The 17,141-nt window shown below is 70.5% G+C and carries 21 protein-coding genes; 9 read left to right on the top strand and 12 right to left on the bottom strand.

Annotated features, from left to right (window positions below):
- Window positions 1-41: 41 nt before the first annotated feature.
- The 9 genes from AC5L30_RS27105 to AC5L30_RS27065 form a co-directional block, all read right to left on the bottom strand.
- Entirely contained in the window at window positions 42-1,328 is a 1,287-nt protein-coding gene (locus tag AC5L30_RS27105) for a ricin-type beta-trefoil lectin domain protein (protein ID WP_494870543.1), read from the bottom strand.
- 119 nt (window positions 1,329-1,447) lie between these two features.
- Entirely contained in the window at window positions 1,448-2,794 is a 1,347-nt protein-coding gene (locus tag AC5L30_RS27100) for an RICIN domain-containing protein (protein WP_494870542.1), read from the bottom strand.
- A 371-nt stretch (window positions 2,795-3,165) separates the two neighbouring features.
- Window positions 3,166-3,732 (bottom strand): DM13 domain-containing protein, encoded by a 567-nt coding sequence (locus tag AC5L30_RS27095; protein WP_494870541.1) that lies wholly within the window; start codon window positions 3,730-3,732, stop codon window positions 3,166-3,168.
- Window positions 3,733-3,789: 57 nt separating this feature from the next.
- Window positions 3,790-4,626, bottom strand: a complete 837-nt coding sequence (locus AC5L30_RS27090) for an S-methyl-5'-thioadenosine phosphorylase (RefSeq protein WP_494870540.1) — start codon at window positions 4,624-4,626, stop codon at window positions 3,790-3,792.
- Between the two features lie 43 nt (window positions 4,627-4,669).
- Entirely contained in the window at window positions 4,670-5,095 is a 426-nt protein-coding gene (locus tag AC5L30_RS27085; protein WP_494870539.1) for a hypothetical protein, read from the bottom strand.
- Complete coding sequence (locus AC5L30_RS27080; RefSeq protein WP_494870538.1) at window positions 5,092-6,258, bottom strand: molybdopterin-dependent oxidoreductase; 1,167 nt, start codon at window positions 6,256-6,258, stop codon at window positions 5,092-5,094. Before AC5L30_RS27080 ends, AC5L30_RS27085 begins: the two co-directional genes overlap by 4 nt.
- Complete coding sequence (locus tag AC5L30_RS27075; RefSeq protein ID WP_494870536.1) at window positions 6,255-6,968, bottom strand: class I SAM-dependent methyltransferase; 714 nt, start codon at window positions 6,966-6,968, stop codon at window positions 6,255-6,257. Before AC5L30_RS27075 ends, AC5L30_RS27080 begins: the two co-directional genes overlap by 4 nt.
- Window positions 6,965-7,645 carry a TIGR04282 family arsenosugar biosynthesis glycosyltransferase gene (locus AC5L30_RS27070; protein WP_494870534.1) on the bottom strand — a complete coding sequence of 227 codons (681 nt, stop codon included), beginning with the start codon at window positions 7,643-7,645 and terminating at the stop codon, window positions 6,965-6,967. Before AC5L30_RS27070 ends, AC5L30_RS27075 begins: the two co-directional genes overlap by 4 nt.
- Window positions 7,642-8,319, bottom strand: a complete 678-nt coding sequence (locus tag AC5L30_RS27065) for a glycosyltransferase family 2 protein (protein ID WP_494870533.1) — start codon at window positions 8,317-8,319, stop codon at window positions 7,642-7,644. Before AC5L30_RS27065 ends, AC5L30_RS27070 begins: the two co-directional genes overlap by 4 nt.
- A 147-nt stretch (window positions 8,320-8,466) precedes the next feature.
- Between AC5L30_RS27065 and AC5L30_RS27060 the strand changes: the two genes are divergently transcribed.
- On the top strand, window positions 8,467-9,831 hold the full coding sequence (locus AC5L30_RS27060; RefSeq protein ID WP_494870531.1) for a hypothetical protein: 1,365 nt from the start codon (window positions 8,467-8,469) through the stop codon (window positions 9,829-9,831).
- Here AC5L30_RS27060 and AC5L30_RS27055 read toward each other — a convergent pair.
- The gene (locus AC5L30_RS27055; protein WP_494870529.1) at window positions 9,803-10,882 is read right to left on the bottom strand and encodes an NAD-dependent epimerase/dehydratase family protein; all 1,080 of its coding nucleotides are present in this window, start codon (window positions 10,880-10,882) and stop codon (window positions 9,803-9,805) included. The genes AC5L30_RS27060 and AC5L30_RS27055 overlap by 29 nt on opposite strands.
- A gap of 160 nt (window positions 10,883-11,042) precedes the next feature.
- On the opposite strand from AC5L30_RS27055, the gene AC5L30_RS27050 reads away from it, so the two are divergent.
- The 8 genes from AC5L30_RS27050 to AC5L30_RS27015 all read left to right on the top strand — a co-directional run bounded on the left by AC5L30_RS27050 (window position 11,043) and on the right by AC5L30_RS27015 (window position 15,769).
- On the top strand, window positions 11,043-11,738 hold the full coding sequence (locus AC5L30_RS27050; RefSeq protein ID WP_494870528.1) for a response regulator transcription factor: 696 nt from the start codon (window positions 11,043-11,045) through the stop codon (window positions 11,736-11,738).
- Window positions 11,731-12,747 (top strand): sensor histidine kinase, encoded by a 1,017-nt coding sequence (locus AC5L30_RS27045; protein WP_494870526.1) that lies wholly within the window; start codon window positions 11,731-11,733, stop codon window positions 12,745-12,747. The genes AC5L30_RS27050 and AC5L30_RS27045 overlap by 8 nt, the downstream gene beginning before the upstream one ends.
- Window positions 12,748-12,929: 182 nt before the next feature.
- Complete coding sequence (locus AC5L30_RS27040) at window positions 12,930-13,352, top strand: YbaB/EbfC family nucleoid-associated protein (RefSeq protein WP_494870524.1); 423 nt, start codon at window positions 12,930-12,932, stop codon at window positions 13,350-13,352.
- Window positions 13,349-13,672, top strand: coding sequence for a hypothetical protein (locus AC5L30_RS27035; RefSeq protein WP_494870522.1), 324 nt, complete (start codon window positions 13,349-13,351; stop codon window positions 13,670-13,672). The genes AC5L30_RS27040 and AC5L30_RS27035 overlap by 4 nt, the downstream gene beginning before the upstream one ends.
- A gap of 4 nt (window positions 13,673-13,676) precedes the next feature.
- Window positions 13,677-14,171, top strand: coding sequence for a WXG100-like domain-containing protein (locus tag AC5L30_RS27030; RefSeq protein ID WP_494870520.1), 495 nt, complete (start codon window positions 13,677-13,679; stop codon window positions 14,169-14,171).
- Entirely contained in the window at window positions 14,164-14,694 is a 531-nt protein-coding gene (locus AC5L30_RS27025) for an endonuclease (protein WP_494870519.1), read from the top strand. Before AC5L30_RS27030 ends, AC5L30_RS27025 begins: the two co-directional genes overlap by 8 nt.
- Window positions 14,695-14,702: 8 nt before the next feature.
- Window positions 14,703-15,233 (top strand): SUKH-4 family immunity protein, encoded by a 531-nt coding sequence (locus tag AC5L30_RS27020; protein ID WP_494870517.1) that lies wholly within the window; start codon window positions 14,703-14,705, stop codon window positions 15,231-15,233.
- Window positions 15,230-15,769: an SUKH-4 family immunity protein gene (locus AC5L30_RS27015; RefSeq protein ID WP_494870516.1), complete on the top strand. Its 540-nt coding sequence runs from the start codon at window positions 15,230-15,232 to the stop codon at window positions 15,767-15,769. The genes AC5L30_RS27020 and AC5L30_RS27015 overlap by 4 nt, the downstream gene beginning before the upstream one ends.
- A 37-nt stretch (window positions 15,770-15,806) precedes the next feature.
- Here AC5L30_RS27015 and AC5L30_RS27010 read toward each other — a convergent pair whose 3' ends face one another.
- Together AC5L30_RS27010 and AC5L30_RS27005 are read right to left on the bottom strand one after the other, a co-directional pair.
- Window positions 15,807-16,451, bottom strand: a complete 645-nt coding sequence (locus AC5L30_RS27010) for an alpha/beta fold hydrolase (RefSeq protein WP_494870515.1) — start codon at window positions 16,449-16,451, stop codon at window positions 15,807-15,809.
- A gap of 112 nt (window positions 16,452-16,563) precedes the next feature.
- Window positions 16,564-17,094, bottom strand: a complete 531-nt coding sequence (locus tag AC5L30_RS27005; RefSeq protein WP_494870513.1) for a GNAT family N-acetyltransferase — start codon at window positions 17,092-17,094, stop codon at window positions 16,564-16,566.
- Between the last annotated feature and the right edge of the window lie 47 nt (window positions 17,095-17,141).

Genomic DNA, 17,141 nt, shown 5'->3' with positions numbered 1-17,141 from the left:
CAGGGCCCGAGCGGCGCGTTTCCGACCTGAGGCGTGCGGTACTAGGCGCGCCTTGCCCACTGCTGGTTGGCGCCGCCGTGGCAGGCCCAGAGGTGCAGTTGCGTCCCATTCGCCGTGCCGGAACCGACGGCGTCGAGGCACAGCCCCGATTGGGCGCTGGTGATGGTGCCGTTGGAGTTCAGGTTCCACTGTTGGTTGGCTTGGCCGTTGCAGTCCCAGATGAGGACCGCGGTGCCGTTGCTGCTGCCCGCTCCGCTGGCGTCCAGGCACTTGTTGCCGTAGACGGTCAGGGTGCGGTTGGCGGTATGGGTCCAGCGCTGGTTGGTGCCGCCGTGGCAGTCCCACAGTTGCGGGCGGGCGCCGTTGCTGGTGCTGGAGTTGGGGATGTCGATGCACCGCCCGGACTGGCTGCCCGCGATCAGCACGTTCTGCTGGCCGGGCGGCGGGGTCGTCGGCGGGGGAGTGGTGGGCGGCACGTCGGAGCCGAACTGGGTGAAGAACCGCCACACCTCCTGCTTGACCCAGCTCCGCGCGCCGCTCTCACAGCCGGCGCACCCGTCCACCGGACCCTGCTGGTGGCCGCCGTCGAACGCGGCCCAGAGCACCGGATATCCGGGCTGGCAGGAGTACGCGGTGGTGATGTGGGTCAGGCTGCCAGCCCTCGGCTCGGGCGGGCTCTGTGCGGCGCATCCGTTGTTGCGGACGAACCTGTCGCGCAGCGACCGTCCGCTCGGGATGTTGTCGTTGATGCCGTGGATGCCCAGGTACGCCACTGGCTGGGTGCCGCCGTTGCATCCGCTGATCGGCCCCGGGGCCGCGATTGCCGCGACCGCGCGGAACACTGTCGGCCGGGAACACGCCAACGAGTAGCTCATCGCGCCGCCGTAGCTGAACCCGACCGAGAAACGTTGGGTGGTGTCGACGCAGAGAGCGTTGTCGATCACGCGGATCATGTCGTCGGTGAAGGTCACGTCTTCGCCGTTGGAGTTGCCCCAGCCGTTGTTGAGGCCCTGCGGTGCGACGAAGATCGTGGTGTTGTTGGCCTGGGACTGCATGCCGTAGTAGGCCCACGCGGCCCCGTCGGTTCCGCCCGATGCGACCTGGCTGGCGGTGCCGCCCAACCAGTGGAACCCGAAGGCCAGCCGGTGGGCATAGGTGTTGTTGTAGCTGTCGGGCAGCCGAAGGATGAAGCTGCGGCTCTTCCCGCCGCTCTGGATGGTGTGGGTGCCGCTGTTCAGCCCGGGCGCCTTGCCGCAGCCGGCAGTGGTGGCCGCGGCTGCCGGTGCGACGGTCGTGACGACGTACATGGCGACGGCGATCAGAACCATGACCGCCGAGGCTGCCCCGAGCCAGGGGGCGGATAGTTTGCGAAGTGGCACAGCTGAGCCTCCTTGTGGGTGGACGAACATCGGTTGGACCGGTTCCCCTTGCGGGAACCTCGCCGGGCTCAGCTCCGGCTCCATCGTTGGTTGGCCGCGCCGGTGCAGTCCCAGATCTGGATGCGCGTGCCGTTGGCCGTGCCGTTGCCGACCATGTCCAGGCACCGGCCCGAACCAACCCCGGTGATCGAGCCGTCGGCATTGAGCCGCCACTTCTGGTTGGACTGGCCGTTGCAGTCCCAAATGATCACCGAGCTGCCGTTCGCGGTGCCGGCGCCGTTGACGTCGAGGCACTTGCCGCCGAAGACACGCAACTCCTGGGCGGCGGTCGAGGTCCAGCTCTGGTTGCTCTGGCCGTGGCAGTCCCAGATGATCGCCGCCGCGCCGTTGGCCTGCGAGCCGCCGTTGACGTCCAGGCACCGTCCGGACGACGTGCTGCGCAGCGCCGACGTGCCGCTCGGTGGCGGGGTGGTCGGCGGCGGGGTGGGTTCGGTGCTACCGAACTGGGTGAAGAACCTCCACACCTCGCCCTTGGTCCAGGTTCTGGCTCCGCTGTCCCCGCCGCCGTCCACCGGGCCGGGGGTGTGCCCGCCGTCGAAGGCGGCCCAGACCACCGGATAGCCGGATCGGCAGCCGGAGTAGGTGGTGGTGATGTGGGTCAGGCTGCCCGCCCTCGGCTCGGGCGGGTTCTGTGCGGTGCACCCGTTGTTCCGCACGAACCTGTCGCGCAGGGACCGTCCGGCGGAGATGTTGAGCACCGCGTCCCCGATGCCATGGATTCCCATGTACGCGATCGGCTCGGTGCCGCCGCTGCACCCGCTGAGCTGCCCGCCGGCGTAGACCGCGACAGCGCGGAAGACTCCTGCCCGGGAACAGGCCAGCGAATAGCTCATGCCGCCGCCGTAACTGAAGCCGAGCGCGAAGCGCTGCGTGGTGTCGACACAGAGGTCTGCCTCGATCACCCGGATCATGTCGTCGACGAAGGTGACGTCCTGGCCGCCGGGGTTGGCCCAGCCGTTGCCGTTGCCCTGGGGAGCGACGAAAATGGTGCTGTTGTTCGCCTGCTGCCGCAGTCCGTAGTAGGACCAGGCAGCCCCGTCCGACCCACCGCCGTCGATGTCGTTGGCGGTGCCGCCGTTCCAGTGGAATCCGAAGATCAGCCGGTAGGCGTGGTTCCTGTCGTAGTTGTCAGGAATCCTCAGGATGAAGCTGCGGTTCTGGCCGCTGCTCTGGATGGACCGTTGCCCGCTGGTCAACGTGGGCGCCTTGCCGCACCCGGCGGTCGCCGCGGCCGCGCCGACGTCCGCCGCCGACGCGCTGGTGTTCACGCCGCCGGCCAGTGCTGTCGCGCTCATGGTCACGACGACGACCGCCGCCGTCGCGAGAAATCCAAGGATGGGTCTACGTCTTGTCATGAAAGGGGCTCCCGCCACTCGGCACGAACTGGTTGAAGGGCCTACGGCGACTCGCGCACCGTCGCGACGCGCCACTGCGGGTCGCCCCGCCGACCACGTTCGTCGTGGACGATCCCCAGCGGACGCGATGTGCCCACGGCGCCCGGCCCGGCGCATCGACACAGGTTTCCGCCGCTGGTCTCGCCGCCCACGCGCGACCAGTCGGTCGTCGAATCGATGGTGGCCACGCCGTGCGCCCGAACACCACGCGACCGATCGCCGGAGGGTGCCGGAGCACCTGGTTCGGCGTCGAATCGATTCGCCCCGACGCTAGATCTGATAGTGAAAGATGTCAATGCCGTGTCCGGCAGGTTGCGGCCGGGATGGCCCGGTCAGGCGCTCGTGAGCTCGGCCGCGCCGAAGGAGACCGAGAATCGCTTGCACCAGATGGAGACGCTCCGGAAGTCGCGTGGGTCAACCGAGGCCGGTAGCTCGTACACCTGGTTGCCCTTGTTGCCCTTGAGCCTGGCCAGCTCGACCCATTCGCCATCGTCGAAGACCCGCCAGCCGGCCGTGCCGCGGATGACCGGTTGGTCGGTCAGCCACACCCGCAGGTCCGGACCGTTCGAGGTGTTCAGGTCTCGGATGACGAGCTGGTGGCGTCCGTCGGCGAGCCGGCGAATCTCGGCACTGCCGGTCGTCCGGTGCTCATGGGTGACGAACTCGCCAGCGGTCAGGATCTCGTTGGCCGCCGAGGTCGCGGGAGCCGGGGTCGCGGATGTCGGAGTTACGGCGGCCGGGGTGACTGAGGTCGTCCCTACCTGGGGAATCGCGTCGTCGACGTAGGTGTCGGTGAACAGCTTCCACGGTTGGAACCAGTAAAGGGCCAGCATCACCACGACGACAGCGCAGGCGAGAGCGGCCCGGGCCGCCGCCGACCGAAAGATCCGTTTTCCCACCCCCGCAGCGTACGGCCGCGGTCGCCGTCGAACTGGTCGCGAACCCTTTCGGAATTCTTACGACGTACCTGCCAGCGCCTGTCCGCACGGGCAGGCCCCCTGCTCCGCTGGCAACCCTTTCACCGCCTCGCCGAGCAGGACGCGCAGCCGATCGATGTTCCGGGCGAAGACCGCGAACACCTCCTGCTGCGTCACGCCGTGACCAACCTCGACGCCCGAGTCGAGGTCGGTCACCAGGGACAACGCCGTGTAACACAGCGCCAGTTCGCGTGCCAGCACCGCTTCCGGGTGGCCGGTCATGCCGACGACCGACCAGCCCTCCCGGCCGTACCACCGTGATTCGGCACGGGTGGAGAAGCGGGGCCCTTCGATGACGACCATGGTTCCGCCGTCGACCGGCCGCCAACCGGTGTCGCGGGCGGCGTCGAGGACCGTGGCCCGTCCGACCGGGCAGTAGGGGTCGGCGAAGGGCACATGGACGACCTGGGGGAGTTGCCCGTCCGCGCATGGCTGTCCGTCGTAGTAGGTCTGCTCGCGGCGGCTGGTCCGGTCGACCAGCTGGTCCGGTACGACGAGGGTGCCAGGGCCCAGCTCCGGTCGCAGACTGCCGACGGCGCCGGGGGCGAGTACCTGGCGGACGCCGAGTGCGCGCAGTGCCCACAGGTTGGCCCGGTAGTTGATGCGGTGTGGGGGAAGGGTGTGCCGGCGGCCGTGGCGGGGCAGGAACACCGCCGGCCGCCCGGCCAGGCTCCCGACGGACAGCGCGTCGCTCGGCGGTCCGTACGGTGTGTCGACGGTGACCTCGGCGACGTCGTCCAGGAACTCGTAGAAGCCGGACCCGCCAATCACGCCGATCGGCGATTGGTCGGTCGTGCTGATCTCTCCTGCTGACATGTGTACCCCTCCTGGTCGAAAGCGGAGAATGCGGGGGGTCGACTCAGGGACGGTCGGTTCGTCGGCCCGGGACGCGCCGCTCGACCGCCGTGGCGACGACCAGGACGATCACGATCGCGGCCCAGAGGACAGCCAGCCCGACAGTGAGCCCCAGCGGATAGTCGCGGTCCGGCAGACCCGGGTTCGCAGGTGCCGAGGGCGGTCGCCACAGCAGGGGCACCGCGATCAGCACCAACGTGGCGCTGGCCATCAGACCCGCGCCGATCCAGGCCAGGCGTAACCGGTCTGTCACCAGTCGACCCAGCACCAGCCCGACCAGCCCGACCAGCGGTGCCACCAGGAGGTCGTGCAGCACCGGTCCGCCGATCAGCCACGGCAGGGTGGTGCCGAGCTGGGGCAGGAGCAACCAGCCGCCGTACGCCGTGGCCGTGGCGCCGACCACGAACAGGAGCAGTCGGACGACTCTCACCGCAGCACCTCCAGCCGCGCCACCCACTTGGTCTGGAGGACACCTGGCCGGCTCGGAGCGATGAGTCGGCAGGGGTAGCCGTGGTCGGGGGAGAGTTGCTCGCCATTGATCCTCAGCGCGAGCAAGGTCAGCGGGTCGCGGGCATGGGCCGCGGGCAGTGTGCTGGCCGCGTACAGGCCCTCGGTTTCCAGTGAGGTGATCCGAACCGGTCGGGCGGTCGGTGCGCCGGCCCAGCGGAGCAACTGGACGACGGGCACGCCGGTCCAGTGGGCCGAGGCGCTCCAGCCCTCGACACAGGCGATCGGCAACTCCGCCGTGCGTTGCGGCAGGACCGCCAGGTCGGCCAGGGACAGGGTGTCCCGCCCACCCGGCCAGACGATCTCCAGTCGCCAGTCCGGTGGAACGACAATGCGCGCGGCCGCCGCCGTACGGTTGATCGGTACGCCCTGCGGTCCCGAGGCGGAACGCCACGCCAGCGGCGACACCCGACGTAGCCACGGCACGGTGACCCCGGCGGTGGCCAGCACGGCGATGCCGGCGACGCCCGCCGAGGTGCGCAGGAAAGCGCGTCGCTGCGCCGAGTCCCGATCGTCAGGCTCCGGCACCGCGGCCTGCACCGCCCTCCCGCGCCGCAGCGGCGTGCTCAGCGCCGCGCGGGCGACCGGAAGCTTCACCGCGATGTGCAGCAGCAGCGCACCCGCCACCAGCCAGGCGACCGCATAGTGCGCGGTCGGAAAGAAGAACCCCCACGGGTACGACTGGGCGACGTTGAACAGCCCCGTGACCAGTTCGAAGAACGCTGCGCAGACCAGCACCAGGACGGAGATCCGTTCGAGGGCGTGGGCGGGCAACCGGAGCGGCTGGCGCACGGGCGGCCGGACGAACAGCCGCGGATAGACGCTCCACAGTTTGGCCAGCAGCAACGGGATCGCCGCGACACCGGAGAGCACGTGGACACCCTGGGTGATTCGGTAGAGGTTGACCGGTCGGGTGGGCCAGGTGAACCAGCCCGGCGGGTGCTGGAGGTAGTGGCTGAGCAGTCCGGTGCCGAAACACAGCCCGAACGCCACCCCGAGCCAGAGGCCGAGTCGGGCGGCGACCAGCGGTGAGTGCGTGGGCGCGGTGAAGTCCTCGGGGGCGGGGACGCGGGGCCGGCGGATCATGAGCGCGCCAACTCGGCGAACCAGCGTGGACCGAACCGGAAACGGTCGGTGACCCGCAGGCCGGCGGCGGCGGCGGTACGGGCCACCGCCTCGGCTCCGACCCGTGCCCATCGAAACGCCGGTCCCGGCCGCTCCCGCTCGCCGGACGTACCGGACAGGACGTACGCCTGTCCCTGCCACAGCCCGGCCCCCGGGGGTTCCACCTCGACCACCAGCGTTCCGTCCGCCGCGATCAGGGCGCCGCACCGGCGCAGCAGCCGGACCGGGTCGCCACCGATGCCGATGTTGCCGTCGATGAGCAGGGCGTGCGCCCATCTGCCCTCGCCGGGAAGTGGTTCGAAGACGTCGCGTCGCAGGGCGACCACGCCCCGGCCCTGGGTCAGGCGCACCGCCTCGGCGGAGATGTCCACCCCCAGTGCGACCAGACCCCGCTGGGCCAGTGCCCGGGTCAGCCGGCCGGGGCCGCAGCCGAGATCGATCGTAGGCCCGGTGCAGCGTGCGGCGAGGGACTCAACTGCCGGTTCGGGCGGGCCGTGCCAGCGCCACACCGGCAACAGGTCACGTCGCCCGTCGGCGTGCACCAGCCAATGGTCGGGTTGGGCGGTGGGCATCGGGGCGGCCGGCGTACCGCACGCGTCACGGTCGGCGGCCCACCCGCCGAGTCTGCCCAGCACACCAGCGAAACCGTCGAGACTGATCGTCGAATTCACCTAGGGCGTCCACTCACCAGCTGACCGCCTACCGCCGCCACGGCATCCGCGAACCGGGTGCCGGGCAGGTCGGCCGCGACCGCCAGCGCTGTCGGCCAGTCGTCGACATCTCGCTGAACGGGCAGGATCGCCGGGTGTACGCCGAGCCCGCGCAGGGCGGCGAGGGTACGGCGACCGGTGTCGCCGGTCGACATGGGCACGTCGCGTAACGCGCTCGCGTACCTCGGATCGCGTAACCCGAGTGCCCACCAGCCGCCGTCGAGCGCCGGCCCGAACACCGCCTCGTGAGCGGCGAGCCGCTCCAGCGCGGCACCGAGCAGGGCCGGCCGGATCTGCGGCGTGTCCATACCGATCTGCAACACCGGTCGGCCGGGAAACGCCGCAGCCGTGTCGGCGTGGGCGTTCGCGAGGCGCTCGGCGAACGTGCCACCGCGCTGCGCAAGCAGGTGCCAGCCCGCCAACGCCGCGGTCAACTCCGCGCCGTACTCGGCATCGGCGAACCGACCGATGTGGGCCAGCACGGGAATGGCCGACGCGGTCGCGCGTACCGCCGCGAGGGTGTCCAACAACGACGCCGCCGCGACCCGGGCCGCCTGGGTGGGGTCGGCGGGCGGGCAGAGGCGCGTCTTGGCTGACCCGGGGACCGGTGCCTTCGCGACCAGGAGCAGCACGTTCACCGGCCACCACCGACGTCGGGGCGCAGCACTCCGGCGAAGTCCCGGGTGGCCCGCCACGTGCCCCGGACCGACCCGGAGACCTTCGAGCTGGTGCCGGCGGCCCGGGGCGCGTACGCGACGTCCAGCTCGAGGATTCGCCAGTCCGCCTCGGCGGCGCGGAGCAGCAACTCCAGGGGGTAGCCGAACGCGCGGTCGTTGACACCGAGGTCCAGCAGCGCCGCCCGGCGGGCAACCCGGATCGGGCTGATGTCGTACACCGGCACACCGCGACGCCGCAGCAGCGCGGAGACCAGCGCGTTCCCGGTGCGGGCATGCCACGGCCAGGCACCCGCCGAGACCGGCCGACGCCGCCCGACGGCGAGATCGGCCCGACCGTCGCGCACCGCCGTGACGAGCCCGGGCAACTCGGCCGGGTCGAACGAGCCGTCCGCGTCGAGCACGCAGACCAGATCCGCCTCCGCCGCCAGCAGGCCGGCGTGCACGGCCGCGCCGTACCCGCGTCTCGGCTCGTGGACGACCCGGGCCCCGTACGCGGCTGCGACGACCGGCGAACCGTCCGTCGAGCCGTTGTCGACCACGATGGCGCGGTAGCCGGGCGGCAGCGCGCTCAGTACGGCAGGCAGTGCGGCCGCCTCGTCCAGGCACGGCAGCACCACGTCGATCGTTGTGTGCATACCGGCGACGCTAGGCCCGCCACCGGCCGTCCGGACCGCCGTTCGTCCTTACGAATCGCTTACACGGCAACGGATCTTACGACTCCCTGACGTCTTACCGTCCGGCCGTCGAATCCCTGGTCGGAGGTCGTAGCGTCGGCCGTCACCATGACCAAGATGACCCGGCCGGGACGCCCCCGGTCCGCCGACCTGATCGTCCTCGGCGCCGAGGTGGCCCTGCTCGCCGTTGCCGTCGCCGTCGGCGCGCTGCTCAACCAGCGGGGTGTGCGGCTTCATGCTGACGCGGCGCCGCTCTACGCCTCCTGGCAGCCCCATCTGGGGCCCGGCACCCCCGTCGCGCTGCTCGTCGCGGCGCTGTTCGTCTGGCGGGGCACGCGCTGGGGAAGCGACACACCGTGGCCGCGGCTGCTGGCGGTCGGCTATCTCGCCTCGGTGCTCTGGACGCTGTCGCTGGCCCTGGTGGACGGTTGGTCCGCGGGGTTGACCGAGCGGCTCACCGTGCAGGCCGAGTACCTGCACGAGGTGCCCCGGGTAACGGACGTCGGCGTCATGCTGTCCGGCTTCGCCGACCGGATCCTCGACTTCCAGCCCGATTCGTGGTCCACCCACGCCGCCGCTCACCCACCGGGAGCGTTGCTGTTCTTCGTCTGGTTGGAGCGGGTCGGCCTGGGCGGCGGGACTGCCGCCGGGCTCGCCTGTGTGCTGCTCGGCGCCACCGTCTCGGTGTCGGTTCCGGTGGCGTTGCGGGCGCTCGGCGCCGAGGACGCGGCCCGGGCGGTGTGGCCGTTCCTGGTGCTCCTGCCGGGGGCGGTCTGGGTGGGCGCGTCCGCGGACGGGATCTTCGCCGCGGTGGTCGCGGCCGGGCTGGCGCTGCTGGCAGCGGGTGGCCGACCAGGGTCCGCACTGGGCGGGTTGCTGCTCGGCTTCGCGCTCTACCTGTCGTACGGGTTCGTCCTGGTCGGGTTGCTCGCGTTGACCGTGGTGTTGCTCCGGGCGCGGGACCGCCTCGGTGTGCTCCTGGTCGCGGCGACGGCGGTCGCGGCCGTCGTCGCCGTGTTCACCCTCGCCGGCTTCTGGTGGCTGGACGGCTACCACCTGGTGGCACGTCGTTACTACCAGGGTTGGGCGGCCGAACGTCCGTACGGTTACTGGATCTGGGCGAATCTCGCCGCGCTGCTGCTCTCGGCCGGCCCGGTGGTCGGGCCGGCGCTGCGGCGGGCGGTGACCGCCCTGCCGATCCGAGCACCGCAGCCACCGCGCGCGGTGGCCCTCCGGCAGCGGATAGCCAGCGCCGGACCCACGGTGTGGTTGCCCATCGCGGCGACGGTGGCGGTGCTCGCGGCGGACCTGTCCGGGCTCAGCAAGGCCGAGGTGGAGCGGATCTGGCTACCGTTCGCCGTCTGGCTGCTGGTCGCCACCGCGCACCTGCCCAACGGCCACCGACGGTGGTGGCTGGCCGCTCAGGCCGCCACGGCTCTCGCCGTCAACCACCTACTGTGGACGGTGTCGTGACCGCTGCCGGATCCCGCATCACCGCGGTGGTGAAGTCGGTGATGCCAGCGGCGAAGCCGATTCGGGCGGTGAAACCCAGCAGCCGGGCGGCGCGCGCCGGATCGGCCACGACGTGCCGTACGTCCGCCGCCCGCCCGCCCCCGACCGTGACCGGCGCTGGCCCGCCCATCGCCGACGCCAGCTCGTGGGCCAACTCGCCGACGGTGTGCGGTTCGCCCGAGCAGACGTTGACCGGGGTCAGGGGATCCGGTGCCGGTGTCGTGAGGGCCAGCAGGTTGGCCGTGGCCACGTCGGTCACGTGCACGAAGTCGCGCCGTTGCCGGCCGTCCTCCAGCACCCGGGGCGGTCGCCCGGCGGCCAGGGCCGACCGGAAGATCGACGCGACGCCCGAATAGGGGGTGTCGCGGGGCATTCGCGGACCGTAGACGTTGTGGTACCGCAGGGCCCAGACCGATCCGCCGGTCTGCCGGGCCCAGGCGCCGGCGAGGTGTTCCTGGGCCAGCTTGGTGGCGGCGTACGTGCTGCGCGGCTCCAGCGGCGCGTCCTCGGGCACGAGACCGGGGGAGAGTAGCTGGTCACAGCGAGGGCAGGTCTGCTCGTACTGGCCCTCGGCCAGGTCGACGGCCCGGCGGCCGGCGGGCCGGACGATCCCGTGGGTGGGGCAGTGGTAGCGGCCCTCGCCGTAGACCACCATCGAGCTGGCCAGCACCAGTCGGCGTACCCCGGTGGCGTGCATCGCCGCGAGGACGGTGGCCGTGCCGAGGTCGTTGTGAGCGGCGTACCGGGGAGCGTCGGCCGGGTCGATGCCATGGCCGACCATGGCCGCCTGATGGCAGACCGCGTCGACCCCGGCCAGAAGTCGGGTCAGCAACTCGCTGTCGCGTACGTCGCCGACCACCAGATCGTGCCGCTCGGCCCAGGACGGTGCTGTCGCACCGTGCGCCTCGGGCAGGAGCGCGTCCACGGCCACCACCTCGTGCCCGTCTTCGGTGAGCAGGTCGGCGACGTGCGAGCCGATGAACCCGGCCGCACCGGTGACAAGTATCCGCATTCCGGTCACCGTATGACCTCGCGTCCGCCCGCCCGGGTTTCCGCGGGCAGCCGTAAGAACCTCGCAAGGTTTGCCGGGATGGGCGGACCACGGTGCGTGGCTACGCTGGGCCGATGGACATCCGAGGGGAGACGTTGACCGGTCGGAACGGGGACGGTTCGTGACACAGCGCGTGCTGGTGGTCGACGACGATCAAACCGTCAGCGACGTCATTCGTCGCTACCTCGAGAACGACGGCTTCCAGGTGAGCCTCGCGGCGGACGGCGCGGCGGCGCTGGCGGCGGTGGAGCGGCAGGCGCCACACCTGGTCGTGCTCGACCTGATGCTGCCCCGGATCAGCGGCCTGGAGGTGTGCCGGGCGCTGCGGGTGCGGCCGGACGGCGTACCGATCGTCATGCTCACCGCGCGCGGTGACGAGTCCGACCGGATCCTCGGGCTGCAACTGGGCGCGGACGACTACCTGACCAAACCCTTCTCCCCCCGGGAACTGGTGCTGCGGGTCCGTTCGGTGCTCCGTCGCGCCGGCGTTGGGACCCCACCCGGGCGGCCGGAGGCGCTCACCGACGGCAAGCTGGTGGTGCACACCACCTCCCGAACCGCCCGCCTCGCCGATGCCGATCTGGCGCTGACGCTGCGCGAATTCGACCTCCTCGTCCACCTCATGCGACACCCGTCCCGGGTGTTCGGCCGGGCCGAACTCCTTGAGCAGGTGTGGGGCTGGAACTTCGGGGACCACTCGACCGTGACCGTGCACGTACGCCGGCTGCGGGAGAAGATCGAGACCAACCCGGCCGATCCGCAGCGGATCGTGACCGTCTGGGGCGTCGGCTACCGCTACGAGCCGGCCAATGCGTGACGTCCTACTGATCTTCGCGATCGCGCTCGGCGCGGCACTCGGCATCGGGCTCGCCGGCGCGGTGCTGCTCCGCGCCCTTCGACGCAGCTCGATCACCGTGCACCTCAGCGTGCTGCTCACCACCACGGTGGTCGCCGTCGTGGTCGGGGTGATGGCGGTCGCGGAAGCGATGTTCCTCTCCGCACACGACCTTGAGGTGGTCCTGATCACCGTCGCGGCGGCGGCGGTGGTCAGCCTCGTCGTCGGCGGGCACTTCGGCCGGCGACTGGCCCGCGCCGCGGTCTGGCGCGACCAGGCCCGGGAGCGGGAACGGCAACTGGAGAAGGGTCGGCGTGACCTGGTCGCCTGGGTCTCCCACGACCTGCGGACCCCGCTCGCCGGGCTGCGGGCCATGGCGGAGGCGCTGGAGGACCGGGTGGTTCGCGATCCGGACACGGTCGACGAGTACCACCGACGGATCCGGCTGGAGACCGACCGGATGACCCGACTCGTCGACGACCTGTTCGAGCTGTCCCGGATCAACGCGGGAGCGCTGCGATTGTCGTTGACGGCGGTGCCGCTCGGAGAGGTGGTCTCGGACGCGCTGGCCAGCGCCACCCCGCTGGCCGACGCTCGCCGGATCACGCTGATTGCCAGCGAGTCGGGGTGGCCGACGGTTGCCGCGAGTGAACCGGAGCTGGCCCGGGTCGTGGCCAACCTGCTGCTCAACGCGGTCCGCTACACCCCGGCCGACGGCACCGTACGCATCGAAGCCGGCCGGGAGGAGGACCACGCCTGGCTGTCGGTCGCCGACACCTGTGGCGGCATCCCCCCGGCCGACCTTCCCCGGCTGTTCGACATCGCGTTCCGCGGCGAGCCGGCCCGCACGCCCGGGCCCGGTGACGGTGGGGCGTCCGGAGGGCTCGGCCTGGCCATCGTTCATGGCCTGGTGGAGGCGCACGGCGGTCGGGTCGAGGTGCGCAACACTCCCGACGGCTGCCAGTTCATGGTCCGACTGGCGACCGCCTGACGGTACGAACGCTCGGGGTGGCGGGATCAACCTGGCGCCGGGCGTACCCTCGTTGCGTTACCTCTCCGTCGACGGGTCACAGCCGTCGACGATGTTCGATGGGGTGTCTGCTCGCGGGTCCACACTGTTTGCCGGATCTGACTACGCTTTCCACTGTCTCGGACGCGATCGATGGAGGGCGCATGTCGGTGAATGAGCCGGCGAGTGGAGAGTTCGCTCGCATGCTGGACGCGACTGTTGGCGCGTTGCGCGCCACCAACACTGCGCCGGAGGACGAGGAGGCCGCCCGTCTGCGCCGGGTCGGTGAGTCCGCCGAGGGGCAGGTCCGTGCCGAGTTCGGCGCTGATGGCCGGCTGGAGTCGCTGACGTTGGATCCGCGAATGATGCGGCTCAGCTCGGCTGAGGTCTGCGACCACGTGATCGCAGCCGTGAACGCGGCGATCGACTCGATGCGCGGCGGCGGCCCGGCGGTGGCCCCCGGCGACCTTTCGCAGCTCACCGAGCAGCTGGAGCAGGTTCGTGACACGGCCGTGCCGCGGCTCGGCGCGTTCCTGCAGGCGCTCACGGACGCGCAGGAGCGGATGGCCCGAGGAGGTACCCGATGAACGGCTTCGAGGTCGAGCCCGCGTTGCTGCGTTCCGGCGGCGATGAGGTCATCGGCGCCGCCGAACGCTTCATCGGGCAGCTGGAGAGCTTCGAGGCGCAGATGCAGGGGTACGGCGAGCCGTGGGGCGCCGACGACATCGGCTCACTCATCGGCATCGCGTACACGGAGGCATCCACCTGGGTCCTGGACTGCATCGGCGTGGCGGCCGAAGAGATCGGCTCAGCCGGTAGCGCCCTGACCCAGATGGCCGACAACTTCGAGCTGGTCGAGGAAGCCGCCGAGGGCGCGCTGCGGGACATTCAGGGAATGCTGGGGTGACGGCATGGGACTGCAACTGCCGGGTGAGCTGATCACGGCACTGGGCTGGATCGGCTACACCTGGCCCGAGGCCGACGAGGAAAAGCTGTTCGAGATGGGCCAGGCATGGCTGGACTTCTCCGGCACGGTCGCCGACGCCTCCGGGGAGGCCGGTTCGGCCGCGGCGGCGATCTGGTCGCAGCACCAGGGCGAATCGGTGCAGGCGTTCCAGAAATGGTGGTCCAAGCCGGAGAGCGGCCCCGGAACGCTGCCGGACTACTCCCAGGCCGCGATGCTGATCGGCACCGGGCTGATCATCGCCGCCGCGATCGTGCTCGCGCTGAAGATCCAAGTGATCGTGCAGCTGGCGATCCTCGCCTTCGCGGTGGCACAGGCGATCGCCACCGCCGTCGTCACGTTCGGCGCGTCGCTGGCCGAGATCCCGATCTTCCAGATGATCACGCGGGAAATCGTCGGCCTGCTGATCGACCAGGTGATCCAGGAGCTCCTCGATGCCTAGCAGGGCACCGAAGAGCTCGAAGAAACGCGGCGGAGCGGGCAAGCCGAAGGTTGGCAAGGGCATCCGCGCGGCGGTGAAGAAAGCCGCCGCCAAGCCGGTGGTGCGCAACAACGACCTGCCCGAGGTCACGATCAAGGTGCAGCGCAGGTCGTTCCACGCCCGTGGCCAGTTCGACCGCAAGATGAACGCGCTGAAGAAGCTCAGCGACGAGGGCAAGCTGTTCAAGCAGGCGAACCCGGTCGGCCGGGACAAGAAGATCACGGCCGACTACAAGAAGCGCATCCGGCAGAAGATCTTCGACAAGTACTGGCCCCACGACAAGAAGATGGCGAACGCCCTCGCTGCCCGACTCCGTCAGCAGCAGCCCGACCATGTGTGGGAGCTGCAACTCGGCGGCGCCGACGACGTTAGTAATCTGAAGCTCCTGCACGGCAGAACAAACTGGGATGTCGGCGGGCAAATCTGGCAACAGATCAAGAACCTGCCCGATGGCACACCGATCCGAATAGAGGTAGTGGATTGAATCCCGACTTGCGGGAGCTCATCGCGGAGCTGCGTACCGACCTGGAGGCGGACCAGCCCGCGACGCTGGCCTGGGCCCAGATCAACGAGGGCGCTCCGGCCGACACGATCCCCGCCGAGCTGCCACAGCCGGTCCGCGAGCTGCTGGAAACCGCCAACGGCATCCTGGCCGGCGCGATCGACCTGCCCGCAGTCACGGACATCGACGACATTCAGTACTACATCGAGCAGATGCCCGAGTTCACCGGCGTCGCCGACGAGGCCGCCGAATGGCTAATCATCGGCACGCTCAACGACGAGCCGCTGCTGATCCGACGTGACACCGGCGCGGTCTGGTACTTCCCGGCGGAGACCACCGACGAGTGGTTCGCCCGTGAGCTGTTCCTCGACGTCGCGCCGGACCTCGACTCGTTCCTCGCCTACTACGTCTTCGGCGCCGGGTACGGCGAGGTCGGCTTCGACGACGACGAGTGGTGGGGCTTCCTCGACGAGCACGGCCTGACCACGCCCGACGACGAGGACGAGGAGACGGACGATTGACCGCGACACATGAGGAACTCACGGCGCTCTGGGGCGCCGATGGGATGATCTATTTCCCGGTCGACCGGTTCGACGACGTCCTCGGCCCACTGACACCGGAGGTCTTCCCGCCGTTCGGGGCCATCCCGGTCGACGTGCCGATCCTGTTCACGGTCGACGTCGACGTCTCCGGCATGGAGTTGTTCTCCAAGCTGAAGATCGAGATCGGCGAGGCCAGCCCGCGCATCCACATCGTCCTCGGCAGCTCACCCGAGGACCCACAGCTGCTCTTCTGCCTCGACGCGCTGACCGGCGCCGTCGTGCTGCTGGACCTGGAGACCCCCAACTTCGAGGCGGTCAACGCGACCTTCGCCGCGTTTGTCGAGTTCCTCTACCGGCTCGGGCAGCTCATCGCGACAGATCCGGGCGGGCGGGCCCGCGCCGCCCGCGCCGCCGCGATCCGCGCCGACCTGATGGCCGTCGACTCGTCCGCGTTCGCCGACCCGAAGTCCTGGTGGAGCATGGCCTTCGATCAGCTGGAATCCACCAGCGGGTAGCCTCGTCGCCGGCGGCGTGACGGCCCTGGCCCCGCCGTCAGTGCAGCGGGTACGCGGTGAGGCGGTCGGCGAGCTGCTTCGGGTGGCTGAGCGGCACCGAGTGGCCGCCGTCCATCTCGTCCGGGGCGACGCCGAGTCGATCGGCGGTCACCCGGCGCTGGAAGTCCGCCGGGAAGAACCGGTCCTCGCGTGCGATGAGCACCGTCGTCGGCACGTCTGGCCAGGCGTCCAGGGGCCACGGCTCGTTTCCCTCCGCGCTGACCTGGTCCCGGCTGTGTGCCGCTGCCTCCGCGACGATCTCGGCCGGGACACCGTTGTAGAACTGCTGCTCCTCGCTGAGCCCTTCGGCGCTGCGGTAGCCGGTGTCGGCCCACCAGTCACCGGGTCTCTCACCGGGCCTGGGGACCATCGGAGTGAGCAGGACGAGCAGCCGCACCGGCAGCTTGTCGGCAATGAGCGGCGCGGTGAACGCACCGTAGGAGTGTCCGACGACCACGAGGTCGCTCCGGTCGCCGATCGCGTCGACGACCGTCTGGCAGAACTGGGCGAACCCCGCGGAGCTGTCCTCGATCGGCAGTTCCGGTACGACCACGTCGTGGCCGCGGCTGGTCAGCTCGGGGACAAGGAGATGCCAGTCCCAGGCGCTGCCCCCGCCGCCGTGGATCAGAACGAAAGTCGCCATGCCCCGAAGCCTCACACACAAGTACGACAGCCATCGCTCGACTGTTGCCTCGTTTTCCGGCGAGAACCCGGCCAGCCGCAGCCGCTCGGTGAGATCCTGCCGGTCGTGCGGCTCAATCGACCCGTTGGGCCAGCACCTGCCCCGGCCAGGATCCGGCCAGGAAGGTTTCGGTGGGAGTGAACCCGTGGCGTTCGTAGAACGCCACCAGCTCGCCTCCGCCGCCGGCCCAGCAGTCGACCCGTAGCAACCGCACGCCGGCGCGCCGGGTTTCCTCCACGGCGTGTGCCAACAGGGCCGACCCGAGTTTCCGACCGGCGACTCGTCGGTCGGAGATCAGGAGGCGGACGTACCGTTCGGGTTCTTCCGCAGCCGCGATCGGTACCCGCGGATCGGGCCCGGAGTCCAACACCAGGGCCGCGGCCGGCGTCCCATCCACTTCCGCGATGTACGGGAGGTTCTCGGTCAGATACCGATCGACCTGTTCAACCCGTGCGGGCGTTGCAGAGAACGGCGTCGTACCCCACTGCTCGGTGTTGCCGCGCTCGTTCATCCAGACCACCGCGGAGTCGAGCATGTCCAGTACGGCCGGCGCGTCGGCCGGGCCGCCGCGTCTGATCCGTACGCCGCGGGTGGTGTCGTCCATGGCGGAATGGTAATCCCCCGCACCGGTCGACCCAGGTCTGTTGATGC

The organism is Micromonospora sp. BQ32, assembly GCF_059358895.1.
The sequence above is the reverse complement of the archived record's forward strand: the minus strand, read 5'-3'. Positions and strand labels throughout refer to the sequence as shown.

Bases quoted from the DNA above. Each gene is read 5' to 3' on its own strand.
- AC5L30_RS27105 (WP_494870543.1), bottom strand. From the start codon at position 1,328: ATGGTTCTGATCGCCGTCGCCATGTACGTCGTCACGACCGTCGCACCG.
- AC5L30_RS27100 (WP_494870542.1), bottom strand. From the start codon at position 2,794: ATGACAAGACGTAGACCCATCCTTGGATTTCTCGCGACGGCGGCGGTC.
- AC5L30_RS27090 (WP_494870540.1), bottom strand. From the start codon at position 4,626: ATGTCAGCAGGAGAGATCAGCACGACCGACCAATCGCCGATCGGCGTG.
- AC5L30_RS27080 (WP_494870538.1), bottom strand. From the start codon at position 6,258: ATGATCCGCCGGCCCCGCGTCCCCGCCCCCGAGGACTTCACCGCGCCC.
- AC5L30_RS27065 (WP_494870533.1), bottom strand. From the start codon at position 8,319: ATGCACACAACGATCGACGTGGTGCTGCCGTGCCTGGACGAGGCGGCC.
- AC5L30_RS27060 (WP_494870531.1), top strand. From the start codon at position 8,467: ATGACCAAGATGACCCGGCCGGGACGCCCCCGGTCCGCCGACCTGATC.
- AC5L30_RS27055 (WP_494870529.1), bottom strand. From the start codon at position 10,882: ATGCGGATACTTGTCACCGGTGCGGCCGGGTTCATCGGCTCGCACGTC.
- AC5L30_RS27045 (WP_494870526.1), top strand. From the start codon at position 11,731: ATGCGTGACGTCCTACTGATCTTCGCGATCGCGCTCGGCGCGGCACTC.
- AC5L30_RS27040 (WP_494870524.1), top strand. From the start codon at position 12,930: ATGTCGGTGAATGAGCCGGCGAGTGGAGAGTTCGCTCGCATGCTGGAC.
- AC5L30_RS27035 (WP_494870522.1), top strand. From the start codon at position 13,349: ATGAACGGCTTCGAGGTCGAGCCCGCGTTGCTGCGTTCCGGCGGCGAT.
- AC5L30_RS27030 (WP_494870520.1), top strand. From the start codon at position 13,677: ATGGGACTGCAACTGCCGGGTGAGCTGATCACGGCACTGGGCTGGATC.
- AC5L30_RS27025 (WP_494870519.1), top strand. From the start codon at position 14,164: ATGCCTAGCAGGGCACCGAAGAGCTCGAAGAAACGCGGCGGAGCGGGC.
- AC5L30_RS27010 (WP_494870515.1), bottom strand. From the start codon at position 16,451: ATGGCGACTTTCGTTCTGATCCACGGCGGCGGGGGCAGCGCCTGGGAC.
- AC5L30_RS27005 (WP_494870513.1), bottom strand. From the start codon at position 17,094: ATGGACGACACCACCCGCGGCGTACGGATCAGACGCGGCGGCCCGGCC.